The sequence below is a fragment of the Achromobacter pulmonis genome (genome assembly GCF_002885955.2).
GTDB lineage: Bacteria > Pseudomonadota > Gammaproteobacteria > Burkholderiales > Burkholderiaceae_B > Achromobacter > Achromobacter pulmonis_A.
In genome coordinates this window covers 205010-230903 of record NZ_POQS01000001.1, presented here as the reverse complement: position 1 = coordinate 230903, position 25894 = coordinate 205010, and the positions used below count along the sequence as shown (strand labels likewise).

Annotated in this window: 26 protein-coding genes and 1 pseudogene; 6 read left to right on the top strand and 21 right to left on the bottom strand. The window is 66.7% G+C overall.

Annotated elements, in window-relative coordinates:
* Positions 1-11 precede the first annotated feature (11 nt).
* Positions 12-485: an SsrA-binding protein SmpB gene (smpB, locus tag C1I89_RS01090; RefSeq protein ID WP_102770969.1), complete on the top strand. Its 474-nt coding sequence runs from the start codon at positions 12-14 to the stop codon at positions 483-485.
* Between the two features lies 1 nt (position 486).
* Here smpB and C1I89_RS01085 read toward each other — a convergent pair whose 3' ends face one another.
* Genes C1I89_RS01085 through C1I89_RS01075 form a run of 3 tightly spaced genes read right to left on the bottom strand, consistent with a single transcriptional unit; the run spans position 487 to position 3108 of the window.
* Entirely contained in the window at positions 487-1674 is a 1188-nt protein-coding gene (locus C1I89_RS01085) for a GGDEF domain-containing protein (RefSeq protein ID WP_102770968.1), read from the bottom strand.
* Between the two features lie 26 nt (positions 1675-1700).
* On the bottom strand, positions 1701-2630 hold the full coding sequence (locus tag C1I89_RS01080; protein WP_102770967.1) for an SPFH domain-containing protein: 930 nt from the start codon (positions 2628-2630) through the stop codon (positions 1701-1703).
* Positions 2631-2673: 43 nt separating this feature from the next.
* A complete protein-coding gene (locus C1I89_RS01075; protein ID WP_102770966.1) occupies positions 2674-3108 on the bottom strand; it encodes an NfeD family protein in 435 nt (144 codons plus the stop codon).
* A gap of 179 nt (positions 3109-3287) precedes the next feature.
* Between C1I89_RS01075 and C1I89_RS01070 the strand changes: the two genes are divergently transcribed.
* The 4 genes from C1I89_RS01070 (at position 3288) to C1I89_RS01055 (ending at position 5617) form a co-directional block, all read left to right on the top strand.
* A complete protein-coding gene (locus C1I89_RS01070) occupies positions 3288-4019 on the top strand; it encodes a glutamine amidotransferase (protein ID WP_102770965.1) in 732 nt (243 codons plus the stop codon).
* A gap of 94 nt (positions 4020-4113) precedes the next feature.
* Complete coding sequence (locus C1I89_RS01065) at positions 4114-4968, top strand: bifunctional transcriptional activator/DNA repair enzyme AdaA (protein ID WP_102770964.1); 855 nt, start codon at positions 4114-4116, stop codon at positions 4966-4968.
* A 98-nt stretch (positions 4969-5066) separates the two neighbouring features.
* Positions 5067-5291 (top strand): antitoxin MazE family protein, encoded by a 225-nt coding sequence (locus C1I89_RS01060; protein WP_071189371.1) that lies wholly within the window; start codon positions 5067-5069, stop codon positions 5289-5291.
* Positions 5291-5617, top strand: coding sequence for a type II toxin-antitoxin system PemK/MazF family toxin (locus tag C1I89_RS01055; protein ID WP_102770963.1), 327 nt, complete (start codon positions 5291-5293; stop codon positions 5615-5617). Before C1I89_RS01060 ends, C1I89_RS01055 begins: the two co-directional genes overlap by 1 nt.
* A gap of 124 nt (positions 5618-5741) precedes the next feature.
* Here the strand turns inward: C1I89_RS01055 and ppsA are convergent, their stop codons facing one another.
* The gene (gene ppsA / locus C1I89_RS01050; protein ID WP_102770962.1) at positions 5742-8108 is read right to left on the bottom strand and encodes a phosphoenolpyruvate synthase; all 2367 of its coding nucleotides are present in this window, start codon (positions 8106-8108) and stop codon (positions 5742-5744) included.
* Positions 8109-8300: 192 nt separating this feature from the next.
* On the opposite strand from ppsA, the gene ppsR reads away from it, so the two are divergent.
* The gene (gene ppsR / locus C1I89_RS01045; protein ID WP_102770961.1) at positions 8301-9128 is read left to right on the top strand and encodes a posphoenolpyruvate synthetase regulatory kinase/phosphorylase PpsR; all 828 of its coding nucleotides are present in this window, start codon (positions 8301-8303) and stop codon (positions 9126-9128) included.
* 20 nt (positions 9129-9148) lie between these two features.
* Here the strand turns inward: ppsR and C1I89_RS01040 are convergent, their stop codons facing one another.
* From C1I89_RS01040 to rpsB, 17 genes and pseudogenes are all read right to left on the bottom strand, one after another.
* Positions 9149-9937, bottom strand: a complete 789-nt coding sequence (locus tag C1I89_RS01040) for a TrmH family RNA methyltransferase (protein WP_102770960.1) — start codon at positions 9935-9937, stop codon at positions 9149-9151.
* Positions 9934-10542, bottom strand: coding sequence for a ribonuclease HII (rnhB, locus tag C1I89_RS01035; RefSeq protein WP_102770959.1), 609 nt, complete (start codon positions 10540-10542; stop codon positions 9934-9936). Before rnhB ends, C1I89_RS01040 begins: the two co-directional genes overlap by 4 nt.
* Positions 10529-11725 (bottom strand): lipid-A-disaccharide synthase, encoded by a 1197-nt coding sequence (lpxB, locus tag C1I89_RS01030; protein WP_102770958.1) that lies wholly within the window; start codon positions 11723-11725, stop codon positions 10529-10531. The genes rnhB and lpxB overlap by 14 nt, the downstream gene beginning before the upstream one ends.
* A complete protein-coding gene (gene lpxA / locus C1I89_RS01025) occupies positions 11722-12516 on the bottom strand; it encodes an acyl-ACP--UDP-N-acetylglucosamine O-acyltransferase (RefSeq protein WP_102770957.1) in 795 nt (264 codons plus the stop codon). Before lpxA ends, lpxB begins: the two co-directional genes overlap by 4 nt.
* On the bottom strand, positions 12517-12972 hold the full coding sequence (fabZ, locus tag C1I89_RS01020; protein WP_102770956.1) for a 3-hydroxyacyl-ACP dehydratase FabZ: 456 nt from the start codon (positions 12970-12972) through the stop codon (positions 12517-12519).
* 66 nt (positions 12973-13038) lie between these two features.
* A complete protein-coding gene (gene lpxD / locus C1I89_RS01015) occupies positions 13039-14136 on the bottom strand; it encodes a UDP-3-O-(3-hydroxymyristoyl)glucosamine N-acyltransferase (RefSeq protein ID WP_102770955.1) in 1098 nt (365 codons plus the stop codon).
* Positions 14137-14154: 18 nt separating this feature from the next.
* Positions 14155-14715 carry an OmpH family outer membrane protein gene (locus C1I89_RS01010; RefSeq protein ID WP_102770954.1) on the bottom strand — a complete coding sequence of 187 codons (561 nt, stop codon included), beginning with the start codon at positions 14713-14715 and terminating at the stop codon, positions 14155-14157.
* 107 nt (positions 14716-14822) lie between these two features.
* Positions 14823-17156 carry an outer membrane protein assembly factor BamA gene (bamA, locus tag C1I89_RS01005; RefSeq protein ID WP_102770953.1) on the bottom strand — a complete coding sequence of 778 codons (2334 nt, stop codon included), beginning with the start codon at positions 17154-17156 and terminating at the stop codon, positions 14823-14825.
* Between the two features lie 43 nt (positions 17157-17199).
* A pseudogene (locus C1I89_RS01000) lies at positions 17200-17349 on the bottom strand (IS5/IS1182 family transposase); the annotation flags it as partial.
* An 84-nt stretch (positions 17350-17433) separates the two neighbouring features.
* Positions 17434-18765, bottom strand: a complete 1332-nt coding sequence (rseP, locus tag C1I89_RS00995) for an RIP metalloprotease RseP (RefSeq protein WP_102770952.1) — start codon at positions 18763-18765, stop codon at positions 17434-17436.
* Between the two features lie 68 nt (positions 18766-18833).
* On the bottom strand, positions 18834-20033 hold the full coding sequence (locus C1I89_RS00990) for a 1-deoxy-D-xylulose-5-phosphate reductoisomerase (RefSeq protein WP_102770951.1): 1200 nt from the start codon (positions 20031-20033) through the stop codon (positions 18834-18836).
* Complete coding sequence (locus C1I89_RS00985) at positions 20030-20887, bottom strand: phosphatidate cytidylyltransferase (RefSeq protein ID WP_102770950.1); 858 nt, start codon at positions 20885-20887, stop codon at positions 20030-20032. Before C1I89_RS00985 ends, C1I89_RS00990 begins: the two co-directional genes overlap by 4 nt.
* 57 nt (positions 20888-20944) lie before the next feature.
* A complete protein-coding gene (uppS, locus tag C1I89_RS00980; protein WP_102770949.1) occupies positions 20945-21709 on the bottom strand; it encodes a polyprenyl diphosphate synthase in 765 nt (254 codons plus the stop codon).
* Between the two features lie 154 nt (positions 21710-21863).
* Positions 21864-22424, bottom strand: a complete 561-nt coding sequence (gene frr / locus C1I89_RS00975; protein WP_102770948.1) for a ribosome recycling factor — start codon at positions 22422-22424, stop codon at positions 21864-21866.
* 15 nt (positions 22425-22439) lie between these two features.
* Positions 22440-23156 carry a UMP kinase gene (gene pyrH / locus C1I89_RS00970; protein WP_102770947.1) on the bottom strand — a complete coding sequence of 239 codons (717 nt, stop codon included), beginning with the start codon at positions 23154-23156 and terminating at the stop codon, positions 22440-22442.
* Between the two features lie 94 nt (positions 23157-23250).
* Positions 23251-24129 (bottom strand): translation elongation factor Ts, encoded by an 879-nt coding sequence (gene tsf / locus C1I89_RS00965; protein ID WP_102770946.1) that lies wholly within the window; start codon positions 24127-24129, stop codon positions 23251-23253.
* Between the two features lie 183 nt (positions 24130-24312).
* Positions 24313-25062, bottom strand: coding sequence for a 30S ribosomal protein S2 (gene rpsB, locus C1I89_RS00960; protein WP_043542854.1), 750 nt, complete (start codon positions 25060-25062; stop codon positions 24313-24315).
* Positions 25063-25894 lie beyond the last annotated feature (832 nt).

Genomic DNA, 25894 nt, shown 5'->3' with positions numbered 1-25894 from the left:
CCCAAGGCATTATGAGCATTATCGACAATCGCAAGGCCACGCACGACTATTTCATCGAAGACCGCTACGAGGCCGGCCTGGTGCTGCAAGGCTGGGAAGTCAAGGCGATCCGCGATGGCCGCGTGCAGCTCAAGGAAAGCTATGTCATCGTGCGCGACGGCGAGCTCTACCTCTTGGGCATGCACGTCAGTCCGCTGCCCACGGCCTCCACGCACATCCACCCCGACGCCATGCGCACGCGCAAGCTGCTGCTCAAGGCCGAGGAAATCAGCAAGCTGATCGGCAAGGTCGAGCAGCGCGGCTACACGCTGGTGCCGCTCAACCTGCATTACAAGAACGGGCGCATCAAGCTCGATTTCGCGCTGGGCCGCGGCAAGAAGCTCTACGACAAGCGCGACACCGCGCGCGAAAAAGACTGGCAGCGCGAGAAAGAGCGCATGATGAAGCACGACACCCGCGCCCCGCGCCGCGGCAAGGACGACTGATTCAGGCGGCCGCGGGCAGCGGCGCCGGCTCGCCCTCGCCCGCCGGCCCCACGATGCGGTTGCGCCCCGCCGCCTTCGCGGCATAGAGCTTGCCGTCGGCGCGCTCGAAGAACGCCTGCAGGCCTTCGCCCGGCATCCATTCCGCCACGCCGGCGCTGAACGTATACGAAATCGAACTGCCGCCGTGCGCGCACGGCGTGCGCCGCACCGATTCCAGCAGGCGCGCCGCCACCTCCATCACCGCCTCGCTGCGCAGGTCGGGAAACAGCACCGCGAACTCCTCTCCGCCGACCCGGCCCACGTGATCGCCCGTGCGCAGCGTGGCCGTGGCCAGCAGGCCGAAATGGCGCAGCACGGCGTCGCCGGCCGCATGGCCGCGCGTGTCGTTGATGCGCTTGAAATGATCGATGTCCAGCAACAGCAGCGACAGCGGACGGCGCGTGCGCAGCGCCTGCGCGCAATAGCGCTCGGCCTGCAGCCACCACGCCTTGCGCGACATCAGCCCGGTCAGGAAATCGGTGTTGGCCTCCTGCTCGCGCTCGGCCAGCATGCGGTCGTGGATGATCATGATGGTGCCCAGCGTCAGGCAAGGCATGGTCAGCACGCCCAGCGTCATGAACACGATGTTCCAGGCGGTGGGCACCAGCAGCGCCTGCGGCTCGGCGATGTCCAGCAGGTACACCACGGCGCGCGCGGCGCACACCAGGGCGGACGCCAGCGCCACCACGCGCACGAAGTGGTAGCTGTAGCGCGACCGGTTCGACGGCATGCCGCGTCCGACCGTCACGGCGATGGCCAGCATGAAGCCCGCCATCAGGATCGACATCGCCACCATGCGGGCCCCGATCTGCGGCTCGATATACGTGTAGGCGGCCAGCACCAGCAGCGTGGCGCCGGCGCCCAGCGCCATGCGGCGCCTGGGCACCGGTTGCCCGACCAGCCGGCACAGGCCCGCGTAATAGGCGCAAAGCGCCAGGGCCACGGCCGCGTTGGCCAGGATCACCGATATGAACAGGGGGCCGCCGACGGCCTGCAGCGAGAACGCGCCGAACGCCAGCAGCGTCAGCAGGCTGCTGCCTATGGTTTGCTTGATGCCGGCCATGCCGCTGCGCGCCAGCGAGCCGAGCACGCACAGCGCCAGCAGTCCCGCCAGCGCCGCCACCAATAGCAGGTTGACGGGAGCGATCATCGTCCGGGCGCCGGCAGGCGCGGTTCTCAGCCGTTGCGGTTGGCGGACTTCACGATGGTCATGGCCGAGGCGATCATGCCGCCCACGTCCGACAGGTTGGACGGCAGAATCAGCGTATTGCCTTCCTTGGCCACGTTGCCGAACGCCTCCACGTAGCGCTCGGCCACCTTGAGGTTCACGGCCTCCATGCCGCCGGGCTGCTGCACCGCCCCGGCCACCTGGGTAATGGCCTTGGCGGTGGCCTCGGCGATCGCCAGCACCGCCGCGGCCTCGCCCTGCGCCTGGTTGATCTGCGCCTGCTTCTCGCCCTCGGAGCGGGCGATCGCGGCCTCGCGCTCGCCGGTGGCGATGTTGATCTGTTCCTGGCGGCGGCCCTCGGATGCCGCGATCAGCGCGCGCTTTTCGCGCTCGGCGGTGATCTGCGCCTGCATGGCGCGCAGGATCTCGTTGGGCGGGGTCAGGTCCTTGATCTCGTAGCGCAGCACCTTCACGCCCCAGTTCAGCGCGGCCTCGTCCAGCGAGGACACGATATTGCTGTTGATCGCGTCGCGCTCCTCGAACGTGCGGTCCAGCTCCATCTTGCCGATGACCGAACGCAGCGTGGTCTGCGCCAGCTGCGTGATGGCCGAAATATAGTTCGACGAACCATAGGACGACCGCATCGGGTCGGTCACCTGGAAGTACAGCACGCCGTCCACCTGCAGCTGGGTATTGTCGCGCGTGATGCAGATCTGGCTGGGCACGTCCAGCGGGATTTCCTTGAGCGAGTGCTTGTACGACACGCGCTCGATGAACGGGATCACGAAGCCCGCGCCCGGCGACAGGACCCGGTCGAACTTGCCCAGGCGCTCGACCACCCAGGCGTGCTGCTGGGGCACGATGGCGATCGCCTTGATGACGATCAGTATCGCCAGCGCGACGATGACGACGAGGACGATGGTGGACGTGTCGATCATGATTCGAAAGCCTCTCTCTGTAAGTACGTATGCCGCGCCGGCCTCAGGCCGGCCCGCCGGTGTGCTTGGGGGTCAGCACCAGGATGGAGCCGCGCATTTCGGTGATGATCTGTTCGCCGGCCCGGGGCGCCTGGCCGCGGGCCAGTTCGGCCTGCCAGTGCGCGCCGCGGTACCAGACGCGCGCCGTGCCGTTATCGGACCAGCTCTCAACCACCACCGTCTGGCCAATATCCAGATTGACGTCGGCGTTGCGCGCCGCGTCCAGCCCGCGCTGCTTCAGCACACGGGTCTTGCGCAGCACCAGCAGGCCCGCCAGCAGCACCACGCCGCAGGCCACCATTTGCCATTGCAGGGCGGCGCCGAACCATGCGGCCACCCCGCCCGCCGCCAGCCCCAGGGCCACCAGGAGCAAGTAGAACGTTCCGGTCGCCAATTCTCCGATCAGGGCCAGCGCGGCCAGTCCCAGCCATATCCACATAGTTTCGTACGCCCAAAAGAACGAGTCCCCAAGGAGGAGTCCCTGCGCGGGATTGTACGTATTTCCGAGACGTAACGGCAGAGGCGTCGGGCATCGGGAACAATTGCGCTGGATTATGATGTGTGCTGGCGGCGCGGACCCAGCGGGGCCCGTGATCCGCACCACTTACGCAAAGCCCAATGACCGCCGCAATGCCTTCCTCTCTTCCCGTCCTGATCCTGCACACCGGCGATCCGGACGCCACGCTCAAAAGCCAGTTCGGCGGCTATGCCGACCAGCTCGCGCAGGCCGCCGGCCTGACCCCCGACACGATGGAAATCGTGGCCGTGCATGAAGGCCGGCAGCCGCGCGCGCCGGCCAGCTACCGCGCCGCCCTCATCACCGGCTCGCCCGCGATGGTGACCGACCAGGAACCCTGGAGCGAAGACACCGCCGCCTGGCTGCGCGCGGCCGCCGCGGCCGGACTGCCCATGTTCGGCGTGTGCTACGGCCACCAGCTGCTGGCCCATGCGCTAGGTGGCAAGGTGGGCTACAACCCGGCCGGCCGCGAGGTCGGCACGCAGACCGTCGAACTGCTGCCGCCGGCCGCCGGCGACCGCCTGCTGGCCGGCCTGCCCTCCACCTTCCCGGCCCAGATGCTGCATGCGCAGACCGTGCTGCAACCGCCGCCCGGCGCCGCCGTGCTGGCGCGCTCGGACCTGGATGGCCACCAGATGATCCGGATCGGCCGCAACGTGTTCTCCACCCAGTTCCACCCGGAATTCGGCCCGGAGTTCGTGCGCGCCCACCTGGAGCGTTTCGGCCGCCGCTATGCGGCCGAAAACCTGGACGTGCCCGGCCTGTCGGCCAACGTGCGCGCCACGCCCGTGGCCGGCGGGCTGCTGCGCCGCTTCCTGGAGGTCTACGCCTAGGCGCCAGTCCGCGCAACAACCGGAGTGCGGCGCGGCGCGGGTCTTGGGAACATACGTTCAAGCGCGCGATCCGCGCATCCGTCAGGAGTTCCAGATGAACCAAGCCGCGAACCAAGCCGCCTCCCTGGGCACCCAGCACGCCGCCGCCATCGAGCGCGCCTGCCGCGCGCTGGAATCAGAGCAGCCGCCGGACCTGGCCACGCTGGCCGAACAGGCCGGCATGAGCCGCTTTCACTTCCACCGCGTATTCAAGGCGGCCACCGGCGTCACCCCCAAGGCCTACGCCACGGCGCTGCGCGCCAGCCGCGCCCGCCGGCAGCTGGAGCAAAGCGCCAGCGTCACGGACGCCATGTACGAGGCCGGCTTCAATTCCAGCGGCCGCTTCTACGAAGCCGCGCCCGCCATCCTCGGCATGACGCCCACCGCCTTTCGCAACAACGGCGCGGGCGTGGACATCCGCTTCGCGGTCGCGCAGTGCGCGCTCGGCGCCCTGCTGGTGGCCGCCAGCGATACCGGCATCTGCGAAATCGCCCTGCACGACGATCCCGAACAACTCGTGCGCAACCTGCAGGACCGCTTCAAGGCCGCGCGCCTGATCGGCGCCGACGCCGAATTCGAACGCTGGGTGGCGGCCGTCGTGGGCTTCGTCGAAGACCCCTCGCGCGGGCTGGACCTGCCGCTGGACGTGCGCGGCACCGCCTTCCAGCGCCGCGTGTGGGAGGCGCTGCGCGAGATCCCCGTGGGCGAAACCGCCACCTACACCGACATCGCCCGGCGCATCGGCTCGCCGCAAGCCGTGCGCGCCGTGGCCCGCGCCTGCGCGACCAACAACATCGCCCTGGCCATCCCCTGCCATCGCGTGGTGCGCACCGACGGCTCCCTGGCCGGCTACCGCTGGGGCATAGACCGCAAGCGCGAACTGATCGCGCGCGAAGCGCAGGCGGCGTAGGCGGGCAGCCAATCGACCTATATTTGCCCTGCCCTGAAGCCCGGTGTTGCATGCCGCGCAGATCCGGCCCTATGCTTTCAGGCAACAGGGAGATCATCATGCCGACGACCGATGCAAGCGCCCGCGTCAACAAGCGCCGCGCGGCGCTGCGCGCCGCCGGGCTGCGGCCCGTCCAGATCTGGGTGCCCGACACGCGGCGGCCCGATTTCGCGCAAGAATGCCAGCGGCAGTCCATCGCGGCTGCCGCGGCCGACGCCAAGGACGCAGACACACAGCGCTTTCTGGACGAAGCCGTATCCGATCTGGATGGCTGGAAGGCTTGATGCACCGGGGAGATCTTGTGCCGGTCGCCATCCAGGGGGACTTCGGCAAGCCCCGTCCGGCTTTGATCGTTCAGTCCGACCTCTTCAACGCCCATGAAAGCGTAACCGTGCTACCCGTAACCAGCAGCACGGTCGACGCCCCGCTGCTTCGCGTCACGGTCACGCCGAGCCCGCAGAACGGCCTTCGACAAGCTTCTCAAATCATGGTGGACAAGGCCGTGACGGTGCGCCGCGACAAGCTCGGACGGGTCTTTGGCCATATTGAGGCCGACACACTGCTGGAAGTCGAGCGTTGCATGGCGGTGTTCCTAGGCATCGCCAAATAAAAAACCACACCCGTTCCGGGATCACGCGGCGGGCAAATCCATGCTCAGCCTCAGCCGGCAGCATCCAAAAAAAACCCCGCGCCCCCCAAAGGGGGACGCGGGGTTTCTCAAACCGGCGATCCGATCAGTTCTTGGCCAGGCGCTGCCAGGTGTCCACAACCGTGTCCGGGTTGAGCGACATCGACAGGATGCCTTCGTCCTTCAGCCACTGCGCGAAGTCGGGGTGGTCGCTGGGGCCCTGGCCGCAGATACCCACGTACTTGTTGGCGGCCAGGCAGGCCTTGATCGCGCGGCGCAGCATGAACTTCACGGCGTCGTCGCGCTCGTCGAAATCGGCGGCCAGCAGTTCCATGCCGGAATCGCGGTCCAGGCCCAGGGTCAGCTGGGTCATGTCGTTCGAGCCGATCGAGAAGCCGTCGAAGTACTGCAGGAACTCGTCGGCCAGGATCGCGTTGGACGGGACTTCGCACATCATGATGAGCTTCAGGCCGTTCTCGCCGCGGGCCAGGCCATGCTTGGCCAGCAGGTTGACCACGCGTTCGGCCTGCCCCAGCGTGCGCACGAAGGGCACCATGATCTCGACGTTGGTCAGGCCCATTTCGTCGCGCACCTTCTTGAGCGCCTCGCATTCCATGCGGAAGCACTCGGCGAAGTCGTCGGCGATGTAGCGCGACGCGCCGCGGAAGCCCAGCATGGGGTTCTCTTCCTCGGGCTCGTAGCGCGAACCGCCGACCAGCTTGCGGTACTCGTTGGACTTGAAGTCCGACATGCGCACGATGACGGGCTTCGGATAGAAGGCCGCGGCGATGGTGGCCACGCCTTCGGCCATCTTCTCGACGAAGAACGCGCGCGGGCTGGCGTGCCCGCGGGCCGCCGATTCCACGGCCTTCTTCAGTTCGCCGTCGACGTTCGGGTAGTCCAGCACCGCCTTCGGGTGGATGCCGATGTTGTTGTTGATGATGAATTCCAGGCGCGCCAGGCCGACGCCGCCGTTGGGGATCTGGGCGAAGTCGAAGGCCAGTTGCGGGTTGCCCACGTTCATCATGATCTTCAGGTCGATGGCGGGCATTTCGCCGCGGCGCACTTCCTCGACCTCGGTCTCGATCAGGCCGTCGTAGATCCGGCCTTCGTCGCCTTCGGCGCAGGAGACGGTCACGGCCTGGCCTTCCTTCAGCACGTCGGTCGCGTTGCCGCAGCCGACCACGGCCGGAATGCCGAGCTCGCGCGCGATGATGGCCGCGTGGCAGGTGCGGCCGCCGCGGTTGGTCACGATCGCGGAGGCGCGCTTCATCACGGGCTCCCAGTTGGGGTCCGTCATGTCGGTGACCAGCACGTCGCCCGGCTGGACCTTGTCCATGTCGGAGATGTCGCCGACCACGCGCACCGGACCCGAACCGATCTTCTGGCCGATCGCGCGGCCGGTGATCAGGACCTGGCCGGTGGCCTTCAGGCGGTAGCGCTGCTGCACGTCGGCGGCGCCCTGTTGCGACTTCACGGTTTCCGGACGCGCCTGCAGGATGTAGATCTTGCCGTCGACGCCGTCGCGGCCCCATTCGATGTCCATGGGGCGGCCGTAGTGCTTCTCGATGATGACGGCGTAGCGGGCCAGTTCATTGACCTCGTCGTCGGTCAGCGAGTAACGGTTGCGCTCGGACACCGGCACGTCGACGGTGCGCACGGCGCGGCCTTCGGGACGCTCGGGGTCGAACTCCATCTTGATGAGCTTGGAGCCGATGCGGCGGCCGACGATGGGGAAATGGCCCTGGGCCAGCGTGGGCTTGAAGACGTAGAACTCGTCGGGGTTGACGGCGCCCTGCACCACGGTCTCGCCCAGGCCGTACGACGAGGTGATGAACACCACGTCCTGGAAGCCCGATTCGGTGTCGATGGTGAACATCACGCCGGCGCTGCCCTTGTCGGAGCGCACCATGCGCTGGATGCCGGCCGACAGCGCGACGTCGGCGTGGGCGTAGCCCTTGTGCACGCGATAGGAAATGGCGCGGTCGTTGTACAGCGAGGCGAACACGTGGCGGATCTTGTCCAGCACGTCATCGATGCCGACCACGTTGAGGAAGGTTTCCTGCTGGCCGGCGAAGGACGCATCGGGCAGGTCTTCGGCGGTGGCGGACGAACGCACGGCGAACGAGCCCTTGCCGTCGGCGTCGAGCTTGGCGAAGGCGTCGCGGATCTGCTTTTCGAATTCGGCCGAGAACGGCGCTTCGACGATCCATTGCCGGATCTGCGCGCCGGCGTTGGCCAGCTCGCGGACGTCTTCGGGGTTCAGCGTGCTCAGGCGCTCAGCGATGCGCTTGTCCAGGCCCGAAGCCTTGAGGAAGTCGCGGAAGGCGTCCGCGGTCGTGGCGAAGCCGCCCGGCACGCGCACGCCCGCGCCGGACAGCTGACTGATCATTTCGCCTAGTGATGCGTTCTTGCCTCCTACCGAGTCCACGTCCGTCATGCGGAGCTGCTCGAACAAAACAACATACGACATTGAAGTCACCTTTTACAATGGAATGAAAGCGAGTTTGGTCAATGCGTAGAAAGCGAACGCGGCAACCCTGCCCTGCCGTGTTTTTACGCGCTGACCAAACTGGCCTTGGACCGCCCTTGGGGTGACTTATAGGGGCCTGATTGTACTCGGTCGAGTACATCCGGCCATCGGCCTGGTTGGAATTTTTTACACATGACATCTACCTCGATCGTACGCACGGTTTACATCGTTTCCGACAGCACCGGCATCACCGCAGAAACCTTCAGCCAGTCGGTGCTTTCGCAATTCGAGGGCGTCGAATTCAAGCCGGTGCGGCTGCCCTTCGTCGACACGCTGGAAAAAGCCGCAGAAGTCGCCATGCGGATCGACCGCAGCGCCCAGGAAGCGGGCGTCCCGCCCATCGTGTTCAGCACCCTGGTCAACCCGGACATGCTGGCCCGTGTTCGCCAGGCGAACGGCGTGTTCCTGGACTTGTTCGGCACCTTCGTCAGCCATATCGAGCAGGCCCTCGGCCTGAAATCCAGCCATTCCATCGGCCGCTCGCACATGCTGGCCAATTCGGAAAAATACCGCAACCGGATCGATGCAATCAACTTCAGCCTGGCGCACGACGACGGCCAGTTCGTCAACCAGCTGGACCAGGCCGACGTGATCCTGGTGGGCGTATCGCGCTGCGGCAAGACGCCTACCAGCCTGTACCTGGCCATGCAATACGCCATCAAGGCGGCCAATTTCCCGCTCACGCCCGACGATTTCGAGCGCGGCACCCTGCCCTCGACCATCACGCCGCACCGCGCCAAGCTGTTCGGCCTGTCGATCCAGCCCGAGCGGCTGGCCGAGGTGCGCAACGAACGCCGTCCCAACAGCCGCTACGCCCAGCTGGAGCAATGCCGCTACGAAGTGGCCGAGGCCGAGCGCATGATGCGCCGCGAGGGGATTTCGTGGCTGTCCAGCACCACCAAGTCGATCGAGGAGATCGCGACCACGGTGCTGCAGGAAGTGGGGCTGGACCGCGGCTGAGACCGGGCCCCAGGCGCGGCTCAGCCCGCGCCGCCGGCCAGCGCCTGGCGGCGCTGCTCGAACAGGCAGATGGCGGCCGCCGCGCCCACGTTGAGCGATTCCACGGCGGCCTCGTCGTGCGGGATGCGCAGCTTGAGGCGGGCCGCGGCCAGCAGGGCCGGCGCCACGCCCTGGCCCTCGTGGCCGAAGACCCAGGCGCAGCGCGCCGGCAGTTGCCCGGCGTACAGGTCCCGGGCGCCTTCCAGCGCGGTGGCCACCAGCGGCACCCGCAGCCGCGGCAGCAGCGCGGCCAGATCGACGTGTTCATGGATCGCCAGGGCGAAATGCGCGCCCTGGCCGCTGCGCAGCACCTTGGGAGACCAGGCCGCGGCCGTGCCGGTCGCCAGGAACACCCGCTTCACGCCGGCCGCCGCGCAAGTGCGCAGCAAGGTACCTACGTTGCCCGGGTCCTGGATACGGTCGAACAGCACGCAATTCTCGGCGATGGCGTCGGGCGGCTCGACGGCCGGCGGCGTGACCAGGAAAGCCACGCCCTGCCCGCTTTCGACGCTGGCCAGCGACTGCATCAGCCGCGCGTCCAGGGCCAGCGAGCGGGCCTCGGGCACGGCCGCGGCCAGCGCGGCGATGTCGGGCTGCGACAGGCGCTCGACGTCGAACACCGCCCGGTCCGGCGCGCCGTAGTGCTGCAGCCAGGCCTGGCACAGGTGCACGCCGTCCAGCAGCACGGGCGCGCCGCGCTTGCCGGCGGTGCCGGCCAGCCTGGCCAGCGCCTTGACCGCGGGGTTGTCGCGGGAACTGATGTGCTTCATGGCGTCAGGCCGAAGGCCTTGATGGGCGCGAAGCTGCGGCGGTGCTCGGCGCAGGGGCCGTGTTCGCGCAGCATCTGCAGGTGCAGCGGCGTGCCGTAGCCCTTGTGCTGGTCGAACGCATACTGGGGATACAGCGCGTGCAGCCGCAGCAGGTCCGCGTCGCGCGCGGTCTTGGCCAGGATGGAAGCGGCCGAAATCGCCGGGACCAGCGCGTCGCCCTTGATGACGGTCTGCACCGTGCAGCCCAGCTTGGGAGCCTGGTTGCCGTCGACCAGCGCCAGCTGCGGCAGCACCGACAGGCCCTGGACCGCGCGCTGCATGGCCAGCATGGTGGCGCGCAGGATGTTCAGGCTGTCGATTTCGGCGACGCTGGCGCTGGCCACGAACCAGGCCAGCGCGCATTCGCGGATCTCCAGCGCCAGCGCCTCGCGCGTCTCGGGCTTGAGCACCTTGGAGTCCGCCAGCCCGGCGATGGGGCGGGCGGGATCGAGTATCACGGCGGCGGCGTAGACGGCGCCAGCCAGCGGGCCGCGGCCGGCCTCGTCGACGCCGGCCGTCACCAGCGGCGGCTGCTCGGGCGCGGCGAACAGGTCAGGCTGCTCCACCGGCCACCTCCAGGATCGCCTGAGCGGCCAGCGCCGGCGTATCGCGCAACAAATCCTGATGCAAGGCCGTGAAGCGGGCCTCGATGCGGGCCGCCAGCGCCTCGTCGCTGAGCGCTGTCCAGGTGGCCTCGGCCAGCTTTTCGGGCGTGGCGTCGTCCTGCAGCAGTTCGGGCACGGCGAAATCGCGCAGCAGCACGTTGGGCAGGCCCACCCACGGCAGATAAGGCCGCTGCTGGCCGGATTTCCAGGCCATGATGCGCCGCATCCAGGGCGACAGCACGTAGGAGATCACCATGGGACGCTTGTACAGCGCCGTCTCCAGCGTGGCCGTGCCGCTGGCCACCAGCACCGCGGTGGCGGCCTCCATGACCGACCAGGCCACCGGCGCCTGGCGTTCGCCGCCCTCGCCGTGCAGGTCCTGCGCGGTCACGCAGCGCAGCCCGGGCACCGGATACTGGGCCAGGATGGCCTGGAATTCGGCGCGCCGCTGGTCGTTGACCATGGGCACCACGCATTGCAGGGCCGGGTCTTTCTTCTGCAGCAGCTGCGCGGCCTGCAGGAAGCGCGGCGCCAACAGGCGGATTTCGGACGAGCGGCTGCCCGGCAGGATGGCCAGCACGCGCGCGTTCTGGTCTATGCCCAGGCGCTCGCGCGCGGCGGCGCGGTCGGGTTTCATCGGCACCGCGCCGGCCAGCGGATGGCCCACGTAAGTGACCGGAATGCCTTCCTTGCGGTAGATCTCTTCCTCGAACGGGAACAGCACCAGCATGTGCGACACCGATTCGCGGATCTTGTGGATGCGTTCGTAGCGCCAGGCCCAGATCGACGGGCCGACGAAATGCACGGTGGGCGTGCCGGCCTGGCGCAGCTGGTGCTCCAGGCGCAGGTTGAAGTCCGGCGCGTCGATGCCGACGAAGACCGCGGGCGGCTCGGCCAGCCAGCGGCGCTTGACGTCGCGGTAGGTGCCCAGGAGGCTGGGCAGGCGCTTGAGCGCGTCGACGTAGCCGAACACGGTCAGCGCGTGCATGGGATGCCAGGCGTCGAATTCGCGGGCCTGCATCTGCGGCCCCCCTATGCCCTCGCAGCGCACGCCGGCATCGCGGGCCTGCAGACCGGCAATGATGCGGCCGGCCAGCAGGTCGCCCGAAGGCTCGCCGGCCACCATGCCGATCCGGTAGCTCATGGCCGGATGATGCCGCGGCTGGCGACGTCCAGAAAGTCGAGCATCGTCTGCAGGTGCTCGGCGGCTTCCGGTTCGGCCTGCTGGCGGGCGCGCAGCTCGGCGCGCGCCGCGTCCAGGGACAGCCCGCGGCGGTAGATGATCTTGTAGGCGTCGCGCAGCGCCGAGATCTGGGCGGCGGTGAAACCGCGGCGCTTCAGGCCCTCGACGTTCACGCCTACCGGCCGGCACGGATTGCCGGCGGCCAGCACGAAAGGCGGCGTGTCCTGCATCAGCGAGCTGTTGCCGCCGGTCATGCTGTGCGCGCCGATGCGGGCGAACTGGTGCACGCCGGTCAGGCCGCCCACGATGGCCCAGTCGCCGACATGGACGTGGCCGCCCAGCTGCACCGAATTGGCCAGGATGGTGTTGCTGCCGATGTGGCAGTCGTGCGCCACGTGCACGTAAGCCATGATCCAGTTGTCGTCGCCCAGCGTGGTGACGCCGCCGTCCTGCACGGTGCCCGTGTTGAGCGTGACGAATTCGCGCACCGTGTTGCGGTCGCCGATCTCGAGGCGGGTGGGCTCGCCCTTGTACTTCTTGTCCTGCGGCATGCCGCCGATGGAACAATAGCGGTAGAAGCGGTTGTCGCGCCCGATGGTCGTCACCCCGTCCACCATGCAGTACGGGCCGATTTCGGTGCCCGCGCCGATGGTCACGTCGGGACCGATCGTGGCATAGGCGCCGACCACCACGCTAGGATCGAGCTTGGCCGCCGGATCGACGACGGCGGTGGGGTGAATGTTTCCTGCCATTTAGTCTTCCAGGCTGCGGATCGCGCACATCAGCTTGGCCGAGGCGACTTCCTGGCCGTCCACCGTGGCGCGCGCATTGTATTTACAGATGCTGCGGCTCAAACGCTCTGCCTGCGCCTCGATGCGCAGCTGGTCGCCCGGCACCACGGGGCGGCGGAAACGCGCGCCGTCGATGCCGACCAGGTAATACGCCGTCTTGGCGCCTTCGCACTTGAGCCCGCCGTCCTCGTCGGTGAACGAGAACAGCGCCGCGGCCTGCGCCATGGCTTCGACGATGAGCACGCCGGGCATCACCGGATGATGCGGAAAGTGGCCGTTGAAAAACGGTTCATTGATCGAGACATTCTTGATGGCCACGATGGACTTGCCAGGCACCATTTCGACGACGCGATCAATCAGCAGCATCGGGTAACGATGCGGCAACCTCTCCATGATCCCCTTGATGTCGAGTTCCATTTTTCTGTGCTTTCCTGCAAAGTGAAATAATTTCGCGGCGCGGACGCGCCGGGGCGGCGATGCGCCCTACTCTTTTTCCAGCGTCCGCACGCGGCGGCGCAATTGCGCCAACTGCTGTATCACGGCGGCGTTGCGCTGCCAGTCGCCGTGCTCCGCATACGGGAACACGCCGGTATAGCGGCCGGGCTTCGAAATGCTGGAGGTGACCGCGGTGCCGCCCGAAATATGGACATCGTCGCCCAGCGTCAGGTGGCCCGACAGCATGGCGGCTCCGCCGATGGTGCAGCGCTCGCCTATCGTGGTCGAGCCGGCCACGCCGACGCAGGCCGCCATCGCGGTATGCGCGCCGATGCGGCAGTTGTGCCCGATCATGATCTGGTTGTCCAGCTTCACGCCGTCGGCCACGATGGTGTCTTCCAGCGCGCCACGGTCGACCGTGGTATTGGCGCCGATCTCGACGTCATCGCCGATGGTCACGCCGCCCAGCTGCGGAATCTTGCCCCAGGCGCCCTGGCCCAGCGTCGGGTCCGGCGCGAAGCCGAAGCCGTCCGCGCCCAGCACGGCGCCGCTGTGGATGATGGCGCGCGCGCCCACCTTGACGCCTTCGTACAGGGTGACGTGGGCATGCAGCAGGCTACCCGGGCCCACGGACGAGCCGGCGCCGATGACGCAACCGGGGCCCAGCACCGCGCCGCGGCCGATCCGGGCGCCGGCCTCGACCACGCAATGCGGGCCGATGCGGGCGCCCTCTTCGATGACGGCGTCTTCGGCCACCACCGCGGACGGATGCGTGCTGCCGGGCAGCTCGGGCCGGCGGGCGGCGTCGAACCACTGCGCCACGCGGGCGTAAAGCAGATAGGGATGCTTGCAGACGACCAGCGCGAAAGGCGGCCGGGCGCTGCCCTCGGCCTCCAGGGCCTCGGCCACGTCGGGGGAGACGATGACCGCGGCGGCGCGCGTGGCGCCGAGCTGGCTCTGGTAGCGGGGATTGGCCAGGAAAGCGATTTCCTGGGGGCCCGCCGACGACAGGGTGCCGATGCCGCAGACCCGCAACGGGTCTGCGCCAGGCTGCGCGCTGATACGCCAGTCCAGACCCTGGGTATTGGCGGCGCTCAACAGTGCTTCAAGCGTCGGCGCGCGGACAAGATCCAGTAAAACCGGCATGGTGCGACAGCTGCTGTTTTACTTGCCCAGGCTCTGGATCACCTTGTCGGTGATGTCGATGCGCGGGTTGACCGTCACGGCGTCCTGAATGATCAGGTCGTAGCTTTCCTGCTCGGCGATGCGCTTGATGGCCTCGTTGGCCTTGGTCACGATGCCCGAGAATTCCTCGTTGCGGCGGCGGTTGAAGTCTTCCTGGAACTCGCGGCGCTTGCGCTGCAGGTCGGTATCCAGGTTGGACAGTTCACGCTGGCGCTTGACGCGGTCGGATTCCGACAGGACGGGCGCGTCCTTGTCGAACTTCTCGGCCTGCGAACGCAGGTTGTTGTTCAAGCGCTGGAGTTCATCGTCGCGCTTCTTGAATTCGGCTTCGATCTTGCTTTGGGCGGCCTTGGCCGGACCCGACTCGCGCAGGATCCGCTCGGTGTTGACGAAACCGATCTTGGTGCCTTGCGCCTGCGCGGGAATCGCTGCAGCCGAACCGAGAATGAGCGCACCCACCAGGGCGATGGAACCCCCCAGCTTGCCGCGGCGCTTGGCGCGCAGCGAATTCGATGTTTTAAGTGCGGAATCAGACATCATGAAAATCTCACCTTCCAGTAAGGCAAAGCCAAAGTGTGTATTGTGCCACTAAACGGCAAGGGAGCCGGCCAGCCGGCCTCCTGCCTTGTTTTCAAGCGTAACGGCGCTCAGAACCCGGTCCCGATCTGGAACTGGAAGCTCTGCTTGTCGTCGCCCTGCTTGGCGTTGAGCGGACGCGCGTACGACAACTGCAACGGCCCCATCGGCGACTGCCACGACAGGCCGATACCGGCCGAGAACCGCCAGCCGCAAGGATCTTCCACCTCGCTGCCCGGCTTGCCGTTGGTGCAAGACAGGCCGCTGCCGGCCGAAACCTGGCCCGCATCCGAGAAGATGAACCAGCGCAGGGTGCGGTCTTTCGAGGCCCCCGGGAACGGCAGGTACAGCTGGGCGTTGGCCACGATGCGGCGCGTGCCGCCCAGGTAGTCGCCCGTCTTGGTGTCGCGCGGGCCCAGCGAGGAGCCTTCGTAGCCGCGCACGGTGCCGATGCCGCCGGCGTAGACGTTCTTGATGACCGGGTAGTCCTTGCTGCCGTAGCTCTGGCCCCAGTCCACCAGGCCGTTCAGGGCCAGGGTGTACGAACCGCCCAGCGGCACGTAGTACTGCTGCTGGGCCGTCAGCATCGTGTACTGCAGGTCGATGGTGGAAACGTCGGCCTTCAGGCGGGTGTACGAACCCTTGGTCGGCGCCAGCGCGCTGTCGCGCGTGTCCTTGGACCAGCCCGCGCTCAGGATCACCGAGTTGGTCGAATCGCCGTAGTCGTCAACGAATTTCTCGTAGGCGGCCGGCGAGTTGTTGTACAGCTCGATCTGGTTGCGTTCGAAGTTGGCGCCCAGGAAGATGCGGTCGTATTCCGAGATCGGCACGCCGAAGTTCATGCCCAGGCCCATGGCCTTGACGCGATAGTCGCCGTCGTTGTTGTTCCAGGGCTCGGTCACGCGGTAGTAGGCCGACGACGTGCGGCTGATGCCGTCCTTGGTCCAGTACGGATCGGTGTGCGAGAGCACGATCGCGCGGTTGGTCTTGCTGGTGTTCAGCTGCAGGGTCAGGTTGGTGCCGCTGCCGAACACGTTGTCTTCGCTGATGCCGGCCGACAGGATCGCCTTTTCCGACGAACCGTAGCCCACGCCCAGGTTGATCATGCCGGTGGGCTTTTCCTTGACGTCGACGTTGACGTCGACCTGGTCGGGCGAGCCCGGCACCGGGTCGGTCTTGACGTTGACGTCGCTGAAATAGCCCAGGCGGTCGATACGGTCGCGCGAGGTCTTGATGTCTTTGGCGTCGTACCAGGCCGCTTCCTGCTGGCGCATCTCGCGGCGCACCACCTCGTCGCGGGTGCGGGTGTTGCCGCCGATCTGGATGCGGCGCACGTATACGCGGCGGCTCGGGTCGACGTAGAACGTCAGGTCGGCCTCGTGCTTGGCGCGATCCAGCTGCGGGTTGGGGTTGACGTTGGCGAAGGCGTAGCCCAGTTCGCCCAGGTAGTCGGTAATGGCCTTGGCCGAGTCGTTGGCCTTGGCCGCGGAGAAGGTCTCGTCAGGCTTGACCTGCAGCAGCGCGTTGATTTCCTTGTCCAGGCCCAGCAGGTTGCCCGCCAGCTTCACGCTGCGCACCTTGTAGGGCTCGCCCTCGTGCACGGTGATGGTGATGCGGATGTCCTTGCGGTCCGGCGAGATCGTGACCTGCGGCGGCTCGACCGAGAATTCCAGGTAGCCCTGGTCCAGGTAGAACGAGCGCAGGCGTTCCAGGTCGCCTTCGAGCTTCTCGCGCGAGTATTTGTCGGTGTCGGTGTACCAGGTCAGCCAGCCGGGCGTGGTCAGCTGGAACACGTCCAGCAGATCGCCTTCGGAGAACGCCTTGTTGCCGACGAAGCGGATTTCCTGGATGCGCGCGACCGAGCCTTCGAACACGTCGAAGCTCACGCCCACGCGGTTGCGCGGCAGCGGCGTGACGGTGGCGGTGACCTCGACGCCGTACTTGCCCTTGGACAGGTACTGCTGCTTGAGTTCGTATTCGGCGCGTTCGAGCATGGAGCGGTCGAAGATGCGGCCCTCGGCAAAGCCCACCTGCGCCAGCGACGTGGTGATGGCCTTGGAGTCGAACTCGCGCATGCCGTTGAAGTTGACCGAGGCGATGGTGGGGCGCTCCTGCACCACCACCACGACGACGTTATTGTCGGTCTGGATCTGCACGTCGGAGAAAAAGCCCGTGCCGTACAGGCGCCGGATGGCCTCGGTGGCCTCTTGCTCGGTGAACTGTTCGCCAACCTTGACGGGCAGATAGCCGAAGACGGTGCCGGCGTCGGTGCGTTGGATCCCTTCTACGCGGATATCCCGCACGACAAAAGGGTCGAAGGCGTGGGCCATGGCCGGTACTAGCAGTGCGGCGATCAGACCCGGCAGTACACCCTTTTTGTGATGAAACATCCGGCGAAAAGACATCCTTGAGTATCCTCGGTCGTGCAAATGGCGGGGGATTTTATNGACCGATGCCCGGTTTGGGGTAATGCGGATCGACCAGATCGGCAAAGAGCTTCCACGGCACCGCACGCTCCATCTTGGCCAGAAACTTCTCACGGCGCGTTTTCTTGCGTTTGCCAACGTACTCGGCTTCGGAAAAACTCAACTGGCTCATCGGGTTCACTCGGATCGGACTGTTTTCAATAACTTATATTCTGACAGGTTCGTTGGACTTGTTCAGAGGTTCCCTAAATCGCGCTCAGGTGAACAAACGCGTGAAATCGTTGAACAGCGCCAGCCCCATCAGGCCTGCCAACAAACCTATGCCGGCGCGCTGTCCGATATCGATCCACCTCGCGGGCGGCGGGCTGCCCCGCACAATTTCGACGAGATAGTACAGCAGATGGCCGCCGTCCAGCATAGGAATGGGTAGCAAATTTAGAACGCCCAGGCTGATGCTGATCAAGGCGATATACGCGATATAAGCAACAATTCCGATTCTCGCGGTCTGGCCGGCGTAGTCGGCGATGGTCACGGGGCCGCTGACGTTGCGCCAGGACACGTCGCCGGTCACCATGCGGCCCATCATGCGCAGCGAGAACCACGCCGTGTCCCAGGTGCGGACCGCGCCGCGCCACAGACTTTCGAACACACCGTAGCGGACCGTCACCATCGGGACGTCGCCGCCCAGCTGCACGCCCAGCCGGCCGATCTCGCGGCCGTCCACCGTTTCGACGCGCGGGGTGACGTTCAGGGAGATCTCGGCGCCGTCGCGCACCAGCGTCAGCGCCAGGGTCTTGCCGGCGCTTTCCTGGATCTGCCGGACCAGGGCGCCGGTGTCGGGCGTGGGCGCGCCATCGACCGCCACCACCAGGTCGCCCGGCCGCAGGCCGGCGGCCTGCCCTTCCCCGCCGTCGATCACGGCGCGCACCGCGGGCCGGGGCTGGGCCAGCCGGATGCCGGCGGCCGCCAGCGGGTCTCCGCCGGAGGGGTCCATGGAATTGGAGGGCAGCGCCAGTTCGCGCAGGTGCACGGAGCCGCTGGCGTTGCGGACCTCGATCTGGGTGGTGCCGCCGGTGGCCATCACGTCCATCAGGCGCCAGCGCGCGTCCGACCAGGAGGCGATCTGCTCGCCGTCGATGGCCAGGATGCGGTCGCCCGGCAGCAGGCCGGCCCGGGCGGCGGGGGTCTCGGCCGCGGGCTGGGCGATAACGGCCACGGGCTCCTCGGTGCCGGCCATGTTCAGGCCGGCATAAAGGAATACCGCGAGGATCAGGTTGAAGATGGGGCCGGCCGCGACGATGGCGATGCGCTGGCCGACCGGCTTGCGGCTGAAGGCGGCCGCCGCTTCCTCGGCGCTGGCGCCGGGAGGGGGATCGTCCTGCATCTTGACGTAGCCGCCCAGCGGCCAGGCCGACAGCGCCCACTCGGTGCCGTGGCGGTCGTAGCGGCTGGCGACGACCTTGCCGAAACCTACCGAGAACCGCAGGATCTTGACGCCGCACAGCCGGGCCACCCAATAGTGCCCCAGCTCATGAAAGACGATCAGGGTGCCAAGCGCAACCGCGAAGGCCAGCAGCGTAAAAAGCATGAAATTCTTAAAAATCCGGGGAATCGGTGGCGGGCGGGTCTGAATTCAACCGGACCTTGCCCTGCCTTTCAGGCCAGCCCCAGGTTGCCCGCGTACGCGCGCGTGGCGGCGTCCAGGGCAAGCACGTCGTCAAGACTACCGAGCGTAACAGAACCCTGTCGCGCCTGCCACTCCAGGGAAGCCTCGATCACCCGCGCGATCCAGGTATAGGGAAGCCGGCCCGCCAGGAAGGCCTCGACGGCCACTTCGTTGGCGGCGTTCAGGGCCACGCAGGCGCCCTGCCCGGCGCGCAGCGCCGCGAACGACAGCGCCAGGCACGGGAACCGGGCCAGATCGGGTTTTTCGAAGTCCAGCCGTCCCAGGCGCGTCAGGTCCAGCGGCCCCACGCCGCTTTCCAGCCGCTCGGGAAAGCCCAGGCCGTAGGCGATCGGCGTGCGCATGTCGGGCTGGCCCAGCTGCGCCAGCACCGAACCGTCGTTGTACTCGACCATGGAATGCACCACGCTCTGCGGATGCACCACGACCTCGATGCGTTCGGCCGGCATGGCGAACAGCCAGTGCGCCTCGATCACCTCCAGGCCCTTGTTGAGCATGGTGGCGGAATCCACCGAGATCTTGCGGCCCATGCTCCAGTTGGGATGGGCGCAGGCCTGGGCCGGCGTGACGTCGTGCAGGTCTTCCAGGTCGCGGCCGCGAAACGGTCCGCCCGAGGCCGTCAGCAGCAGGCGCCGCACGCCGGGCGCCGGCGCATCCGGCGCCAGGGCGCGCCCGCCGGTGGGCATGCATTGGAAGATCGCGTTGTGTTCGCTGTCGATAGGCAGGAGTTCGGCGCCGTTGTCGCGTATGGCCTGCATGAACAGCGAGCCGGCGGCCACCAGCGCCTCTTTGTTGGCCAGCAGCACGCGCTTGCCGCTGCGCGCGGCCGCCAGCGCGGCGGGCAGGCCCGCGGCGCCGACGATGGCCGCCATGACCGAATCGCACTGCGGGTCGGCCGCGGTATCGGCCAGCGCCTGCGCGCCGACCCGGATCTCGGGCATGGGCCGCGCGCCGCTCCAGGCGGCGGCGAACTGGCGGCGGGCGGCCTCGTCGGGCACCACCACCACCGCCGCGCCGCTGGCTTCGGCCTGTTCCGCCAGGCGCTGCATCCGGCTGTAGGCGGACAAGGCATACACCGCCAGCCGCTCGGGGTGGCGGGCGATCACATCCAGCGTGCTTTCACCGATCGAACCGGTCGATCCCAGCACCACGACGCGTTGAAAAGCCGTCAAAACAACACTCCAGACAAAAGTAGCGCGAACGGCGCGACCGGCAGGATCGCGTCGATGCGGTCGTAGACGCCGCCATGGCCGGGCAGCAGCGAGCTGGAATCCTTGCGGCCGGCGCGGCGCTTGAGCAACGATTCGAACAGGTCGCCGACGATGGACAGCACGCCCAGCAGCGCGGCGATCGGCAGCGCGAGCCACAGCGTCCAGCGCTCGACCAGGGCGTGGCCGAAGGTGCCGGCCCACAGGCTGGACAGGCCGATCCAGACGACCGCGCCGAGCACGCCGGCGATGGCGCCCTCGATGGTCTTGCCGGGACTGACCCGCGGAGCCAGTTTACGCCTGCCGAACGCACGGCCGGCAAAATAGGCGGCGATGTCGGCCACCCACACCAGCGCCAGCAGCGACACCACGAAGCCGGCGCCGCGCGCCATGAACATCTGCGCCAGCACGGCCCAGGCGGCGAATGCCGCCGGCACCGAAAACAGCGACCAGCCCGCGCTGGCCGGCGGCGCGTCGGCGCGCCCGCGCACCACTGCCGTGACGCCGCCGAACAGCCATACGGCGCACACCGCGGGCACCACATAGCGCAGCACCCAGGCCGGATCGGCCACGCCGCTGCGCTGGCCCGCAAGCCAGGCCGACGCGAGCGCCAGCATGCCGGCCAGCAGCAGCGCGGCCACGCCGACGGAAATCAGGGGGGAAGGCGGTTGCGGCAGCGTCAGGCGCAGCCACTCCCAGTTGGCGCAGGCGGCCGCCAGGGCCAGCAAGGCGACGAACCACCAAGGATTCGCACTGACCATCGTGGCGGCCAGAATGGCCAACAGGATGACGGCGGTAACGATACGCTGGCCCAACATGTGACGGTCTCCTCGTGTACGGCTCTGGAAAGACGCGCTAGTCGCCGTCCGCTTGAATTACTTCGCGCCGTCTTCGTGGAGTTGCGCACTGGTGCGGCCGAAGCGGCGCTCGCGCGTGCGGTACCAGTCGAAGGCGGCCTGCAGCTCGGCCGCGCCGAAATCCGGCCAGTAGCGGTCGGTGAAGTAGAACTCCGCGTAGGCCATCTGCCAGATCAGGAAATTGGAAATGCGCTGCTCTCCGCCGGTGCGGATGAACAGGTCGGGCTCGGGCGCCCAGGCCATGGACAGGTGGCGCGACAGGCGCGCTTCGTCCACCAGCTGGGGCTGCGTCGCCAGCGACGGCTCGGCGGCCAGCATGGCGCGGGTGGCCTGCAGGATGTCCCAGCGTCCGCCGTAATTGGCGGCGACGGTCAGGTGCAGGCGGTCGTTGTGCGCGGTGCGTTCCTGCGCCGCGAAGATGAGTTCCTGCAGCCGCGGCTCGAACGCGCTCAGGTCGCCGATGACGTGCAGGCGCACGCCCTGCTCTTCCAGTTTGCCGACCTCGCGCTCCAGCGCCTGCACGAACAGGCGCATCAGCAGCGACACTTCTTCGGCGGGACGGCGCCAGTTCTCCGAACTGAAGGCGAACAGCGTCAGGTAGCGCACGCCGGCGCGCCCGCAGGCCTCGACCACGCGCCGCACCGCCTGCACGCCCTTGGCATGGCCCGCGGTGCGCGGCAGCAGGCGCCGCGTGGCCCACCGGCCATTGCCATCCATGATGATGGCCACATGCTCGGGAACGTCGCGAGTCTCGGGAACCGCCTGGGTCGAACTGGTTGCCATGGGTTGATTACTGCGCGTTGAGCGGTGCAAACGGAATACGGGAAAAGCCTGCGCCGTCGTTCCACCGTTGCGTAGGAAAGCCGCGAAACAATGGAAAAGACGGCGCGCGAAGAACAGACGCGGCCATGCCGGCCGCGTCCGGAACGTGCCGAAATTATACGGTCATGATTTCCGCTTCTTTCTGCGCGACCATCTTGTCGATGTCGGCCACGCTGCGGTCGGTCAGCTTCTGGACCTCGTCCTGCGAACGGCGTTCGTCGTCCTCGGAGATTTCCTTGTCCTTGACCAGGCGCTTGAGCGCTTCGTTGGCCTCGCGGCGCAGGTTGCGCACGGCCACCTTGGCGTCCTCGCCTTCGCTGCGCACCACCTTGGTCAGGTCGCGGCGGCGCTCTTCGGTCAGGGCCGGCATCGGCACGCGGATGGTGTCGCCCATGGAGATGGGGTTGAGGCCCAGGTCCGATTCGCGGATGGCCTTCTCGATCGGGCCGGCCATCTGTTTCTCGTAAGGCTGCACGCTGATGGTGCGGGCGTCGACCAGGTTCACGTTGCCGACCTGGCTGATCGGCACGGGCGAGCCGTAGTACTCGACCTGCACGTGGTCCAGGATGCCGGTATGGGCGCGGCCCGTACGGATCTTGGCCAGGTTGGTCTTGAGCGTGTCAAGCGACTTGGCCATCCTGGCTTCGGCGGATTTACGGATTTCTGCGACGCTCATGGAATTTCCTTTTCTTTAAACGTGTACCAAGGTGCCTTCGTCTTCGCCGCTGACCACCCGCTTGAGGGCGCCGGACTTATTGATCGAAAACACTTTGATCGGCAGTTTCTGGTCGCGGCACAGCGCGAAGGCGGTGGCGTCCATCACTTCCAGACGGCGCACGATCGCTTCGTCGAAGCTGATGCGCGCGTAACGCGTAGCGGTGGGATCCTTGTTGGGGTCCGCGCTATAGATGCCGTCCACCTTGGTGGCCTTCAGCACGATCTCCGCGCCGATCTCGGCGCCACGCAGGGCGGCGGCGGTGTCGGTGGTGAAGAACGGATTGCCGGTGCCGGCCGCGAAAATGACGACCTTGCCCTCTTCGAGGTAGCGCAGGGCCTTGGGACGGATGTAAGGCTCGACGACCTGATCGATGTTCAGGGCCGATTGTACGCGGGTGTCGATACCCTTGTGCTTGAGCGCGTCCTGCAGCGCAAGCGCGTTCATGATGGTGGCCATCATGCCCATGTAGTCGGCGGTCGCGCGGTCCATGCCCTGCGCGCCCGGGGCGACGCCACGGAAGATGTTGCCCCCGCCGATGACGATGGCCAGCTCGACGCCTGCGGCGGCGACTTCGGCGATCTCATCGGTCATGCGGACGATGGTGGAACGATTGATGCCGAAGGCATCCTCGCCCATCAGCGCCTCGCCGGAAAGTTTGAGAAGAACCCGTTTGTATGATCTGCTGCTCATAGGTGATATCCCGAAGAACAATCCGACGAAAGTGTAAGACAAGAAATAGGCCGGCCTGATTTTAGTCAGTGCCGGCCTGTAAGCAAACTACCGTTTAGGCGCGGCCGGCGGCGGCAGCGGCAACCTCAGCGGCGAAATCGCTGGTCTTCTTCTCGATACCTTCGCCGACGACGAACAGCACGAACTTGCTGATCGAAGCGCCCTTGGCCTTCAGCATCTGCTCGACGGTGGCCTTGTCGTCCTTGACGAACGGCTGCGACAGCAGGGTGACTTCCTTCAGGAACTTCTGGACCGAGCCTTCGACCATCTTGGCGACGATTTCAGCCGGCTTGCCCGATTCGGCGGCCTTCTGCTCGGCGACCGAGCGTTCGGCGGCGATGTCGGCCGGGTTCACGCCTTCGGCGTTCAGGGCCTTGGGCTTGGTGGCGGCGATGTGCATCGCCAGGTCCTTGCCCACTTCTTCGGCGCCGGTGTACTCGACCAGCACGCCGATGCGGCCGCCGTGCACGTAGCTGGCCAGCGCGTTGGGGGTCTCGATGCGCTCGAAGCGGCGGATCGACATGTTTTCGCCGATCTTGCCGATCAGGGCGGTGCGGGTCGTTTCGACCGTGCCTTCGCCGTACGGCAGCGCCGACAGCGCGGCCACGTCGGCCGGGTTCTGCGTGGCGACCAGTTCGGCCAGCTTGTTCACGAAGGCGACGAAGTCGTCGTTCTTGGCGACGAAGTCGGTTTCGCAGTTGACTTCGATGACGGCGCCTTGCTTGGCGTCGGCGGAGATGAACAGACCGATCAGGCCTTCAGCGGTGACGCGGGCGGCGGCCTTGCTGGCCTTGTTGCCCAGCTTGACGCGCAGGATTTCCTCGGCGCGGGCCAGATCGCCTTCGGCTTCCGTCAAGGCCTTCTTGCACTCCATCATGGGGGCGTCGGTCTTTTCGCGCAGTTCCTTGACCAGGGCAGCGGTAATTTCAGCCATGTTTGCTCCAATTTTGCTAGGGACTTGTCCCGGCGGGCCGGGACAGTGGTGTGATTCGATGGGACATCCGCGCCAGGCGGATCGGGAAGATGGGAGCCCACCTTCGCTGTGCCGGCGAGGCGGGAGCGGATCGGAATGCCGGGCCGCTCCCGGACGCTAAGCGCCGGACATGACAACTATGGCTTAGGCCTGGTTGTCCTGGACTTCGACGAACTCTTCCTGGCCTTCGCCCAGCTCTTCGACCAGACCGTTCAGGTTCTGCTCGCGGCCTTCCAGCACGGCGTCGGCGATGCCCTTGGCGTACAGCGCGATGGCCTTGGCCGAGTCGTCGTTGCCGGGGATGACGTAGTCGATGCCGTCGGGCGAGTGGTTGGTGTCAACCACGGCCACGACCGGAATGCCCAGCGTCTTGGCTTCGGCGATGGCGATCTTGTGGTAGCCGACGTCGATCACGAACATGGCGTCGGGCAGGCCGTTCATGTCCTTGATGCCGCCGATCGACTTGTTCAGCTTTTCCAGTTCGCGCTGGAACAGCAGGCCTTCCTTCTTGATCATGCGCTCGGCGCCGCCTTCGGCGACCACGGCTTCCATGTCCTTCAGGCGCTTGACCGAGGTCTTGACCGTCTTGAAGTTGGTCAGCATGCCGCCGAGCCAGCGGGCGTCGACGTAGGGCATGCCGCAACGGGCAGCTTCGGCGGCGACCAGCTCGCGCGCAGCGCGCTTGGTGCCGACGAACAGGATGTTGCCGCCGCGAGCAGCCAGCTGCTTCACGAACTTGGTGGCTTCCTGGTACTTGTCAACCGTCTTTTCGAGGTTGATGATGTGAATCTTGTTGCGATGGCCGAAGATATAGGGGGCCATCTTGGGGTTCCAGTAACGGGTCTGGTGACCGAAGTGGACACCCGCTTCCAGCATTTCGCGCATCAAAGACATAACTTTCTCCAAGGGTTGTTTCTTGCGCCGCACCTGCATCAGCCTCTGGCTGACACCCTGGGTGGTGTTGCGCGCGATTTCCCGCAACGGCGGGATGACAAAATTCTAACCGGGCCGGCCGATCACTGCCGCAATAATGCCGGCGCCCACGGCGCCTGGCGCCTCGAATGCCGCTTACTACGCTGCCGCGATAAACCCAGACGGCCGCCACGACGAAAAACCTGCGCCGCGCTCCTGCATTGCGTCTCCCGACCCGCCAGGAATTTCCTGGAAGTTTCTTCGAGACGCGCCCGACCCGGTTTTGTCGGCGGCGAAATCCGGCTCTGGAATATCCTGCTCTTCGCGCCCGGACTTGAACTTCCATCCAGCCGCGCATCAGACCATCGGGGCATCTCTTAAGAAAACAATAATGTTTTCAAGAGCTTAATCCGACATCCACACCGAGCACAGACCCTGAACCTGCATCGCCGCTCAAAAACCTGACCAGGCCTGCAAGCGCACCGCGTCCCGGCCGCGCCAGCCGCGCAATTGCCGCCGTCCGCACCCGCCCGGCCCGCATCCGTCATGTCCGCATCCCGCCACCGGCACCCGCGGCCTGCCCGAATTCGCTCCACAACCTTCGCTTGCGGTGAAACTTCAGGGCGCGCCGACGATCCCAATGTATGGACCCGCACCAACCAATACGGCCGGGGTCGCGCAAAACCCGCGTCAACCCACCTTGCCAACATCCGCCGGGTTCGGCTCTTGCCGCTACCCAGTTATAGAATCGGACAGTCATGCCGCAGGCGCTTTTGCTCCGCCCCGGTATGTCCTACCAGACCCTAATGCATCC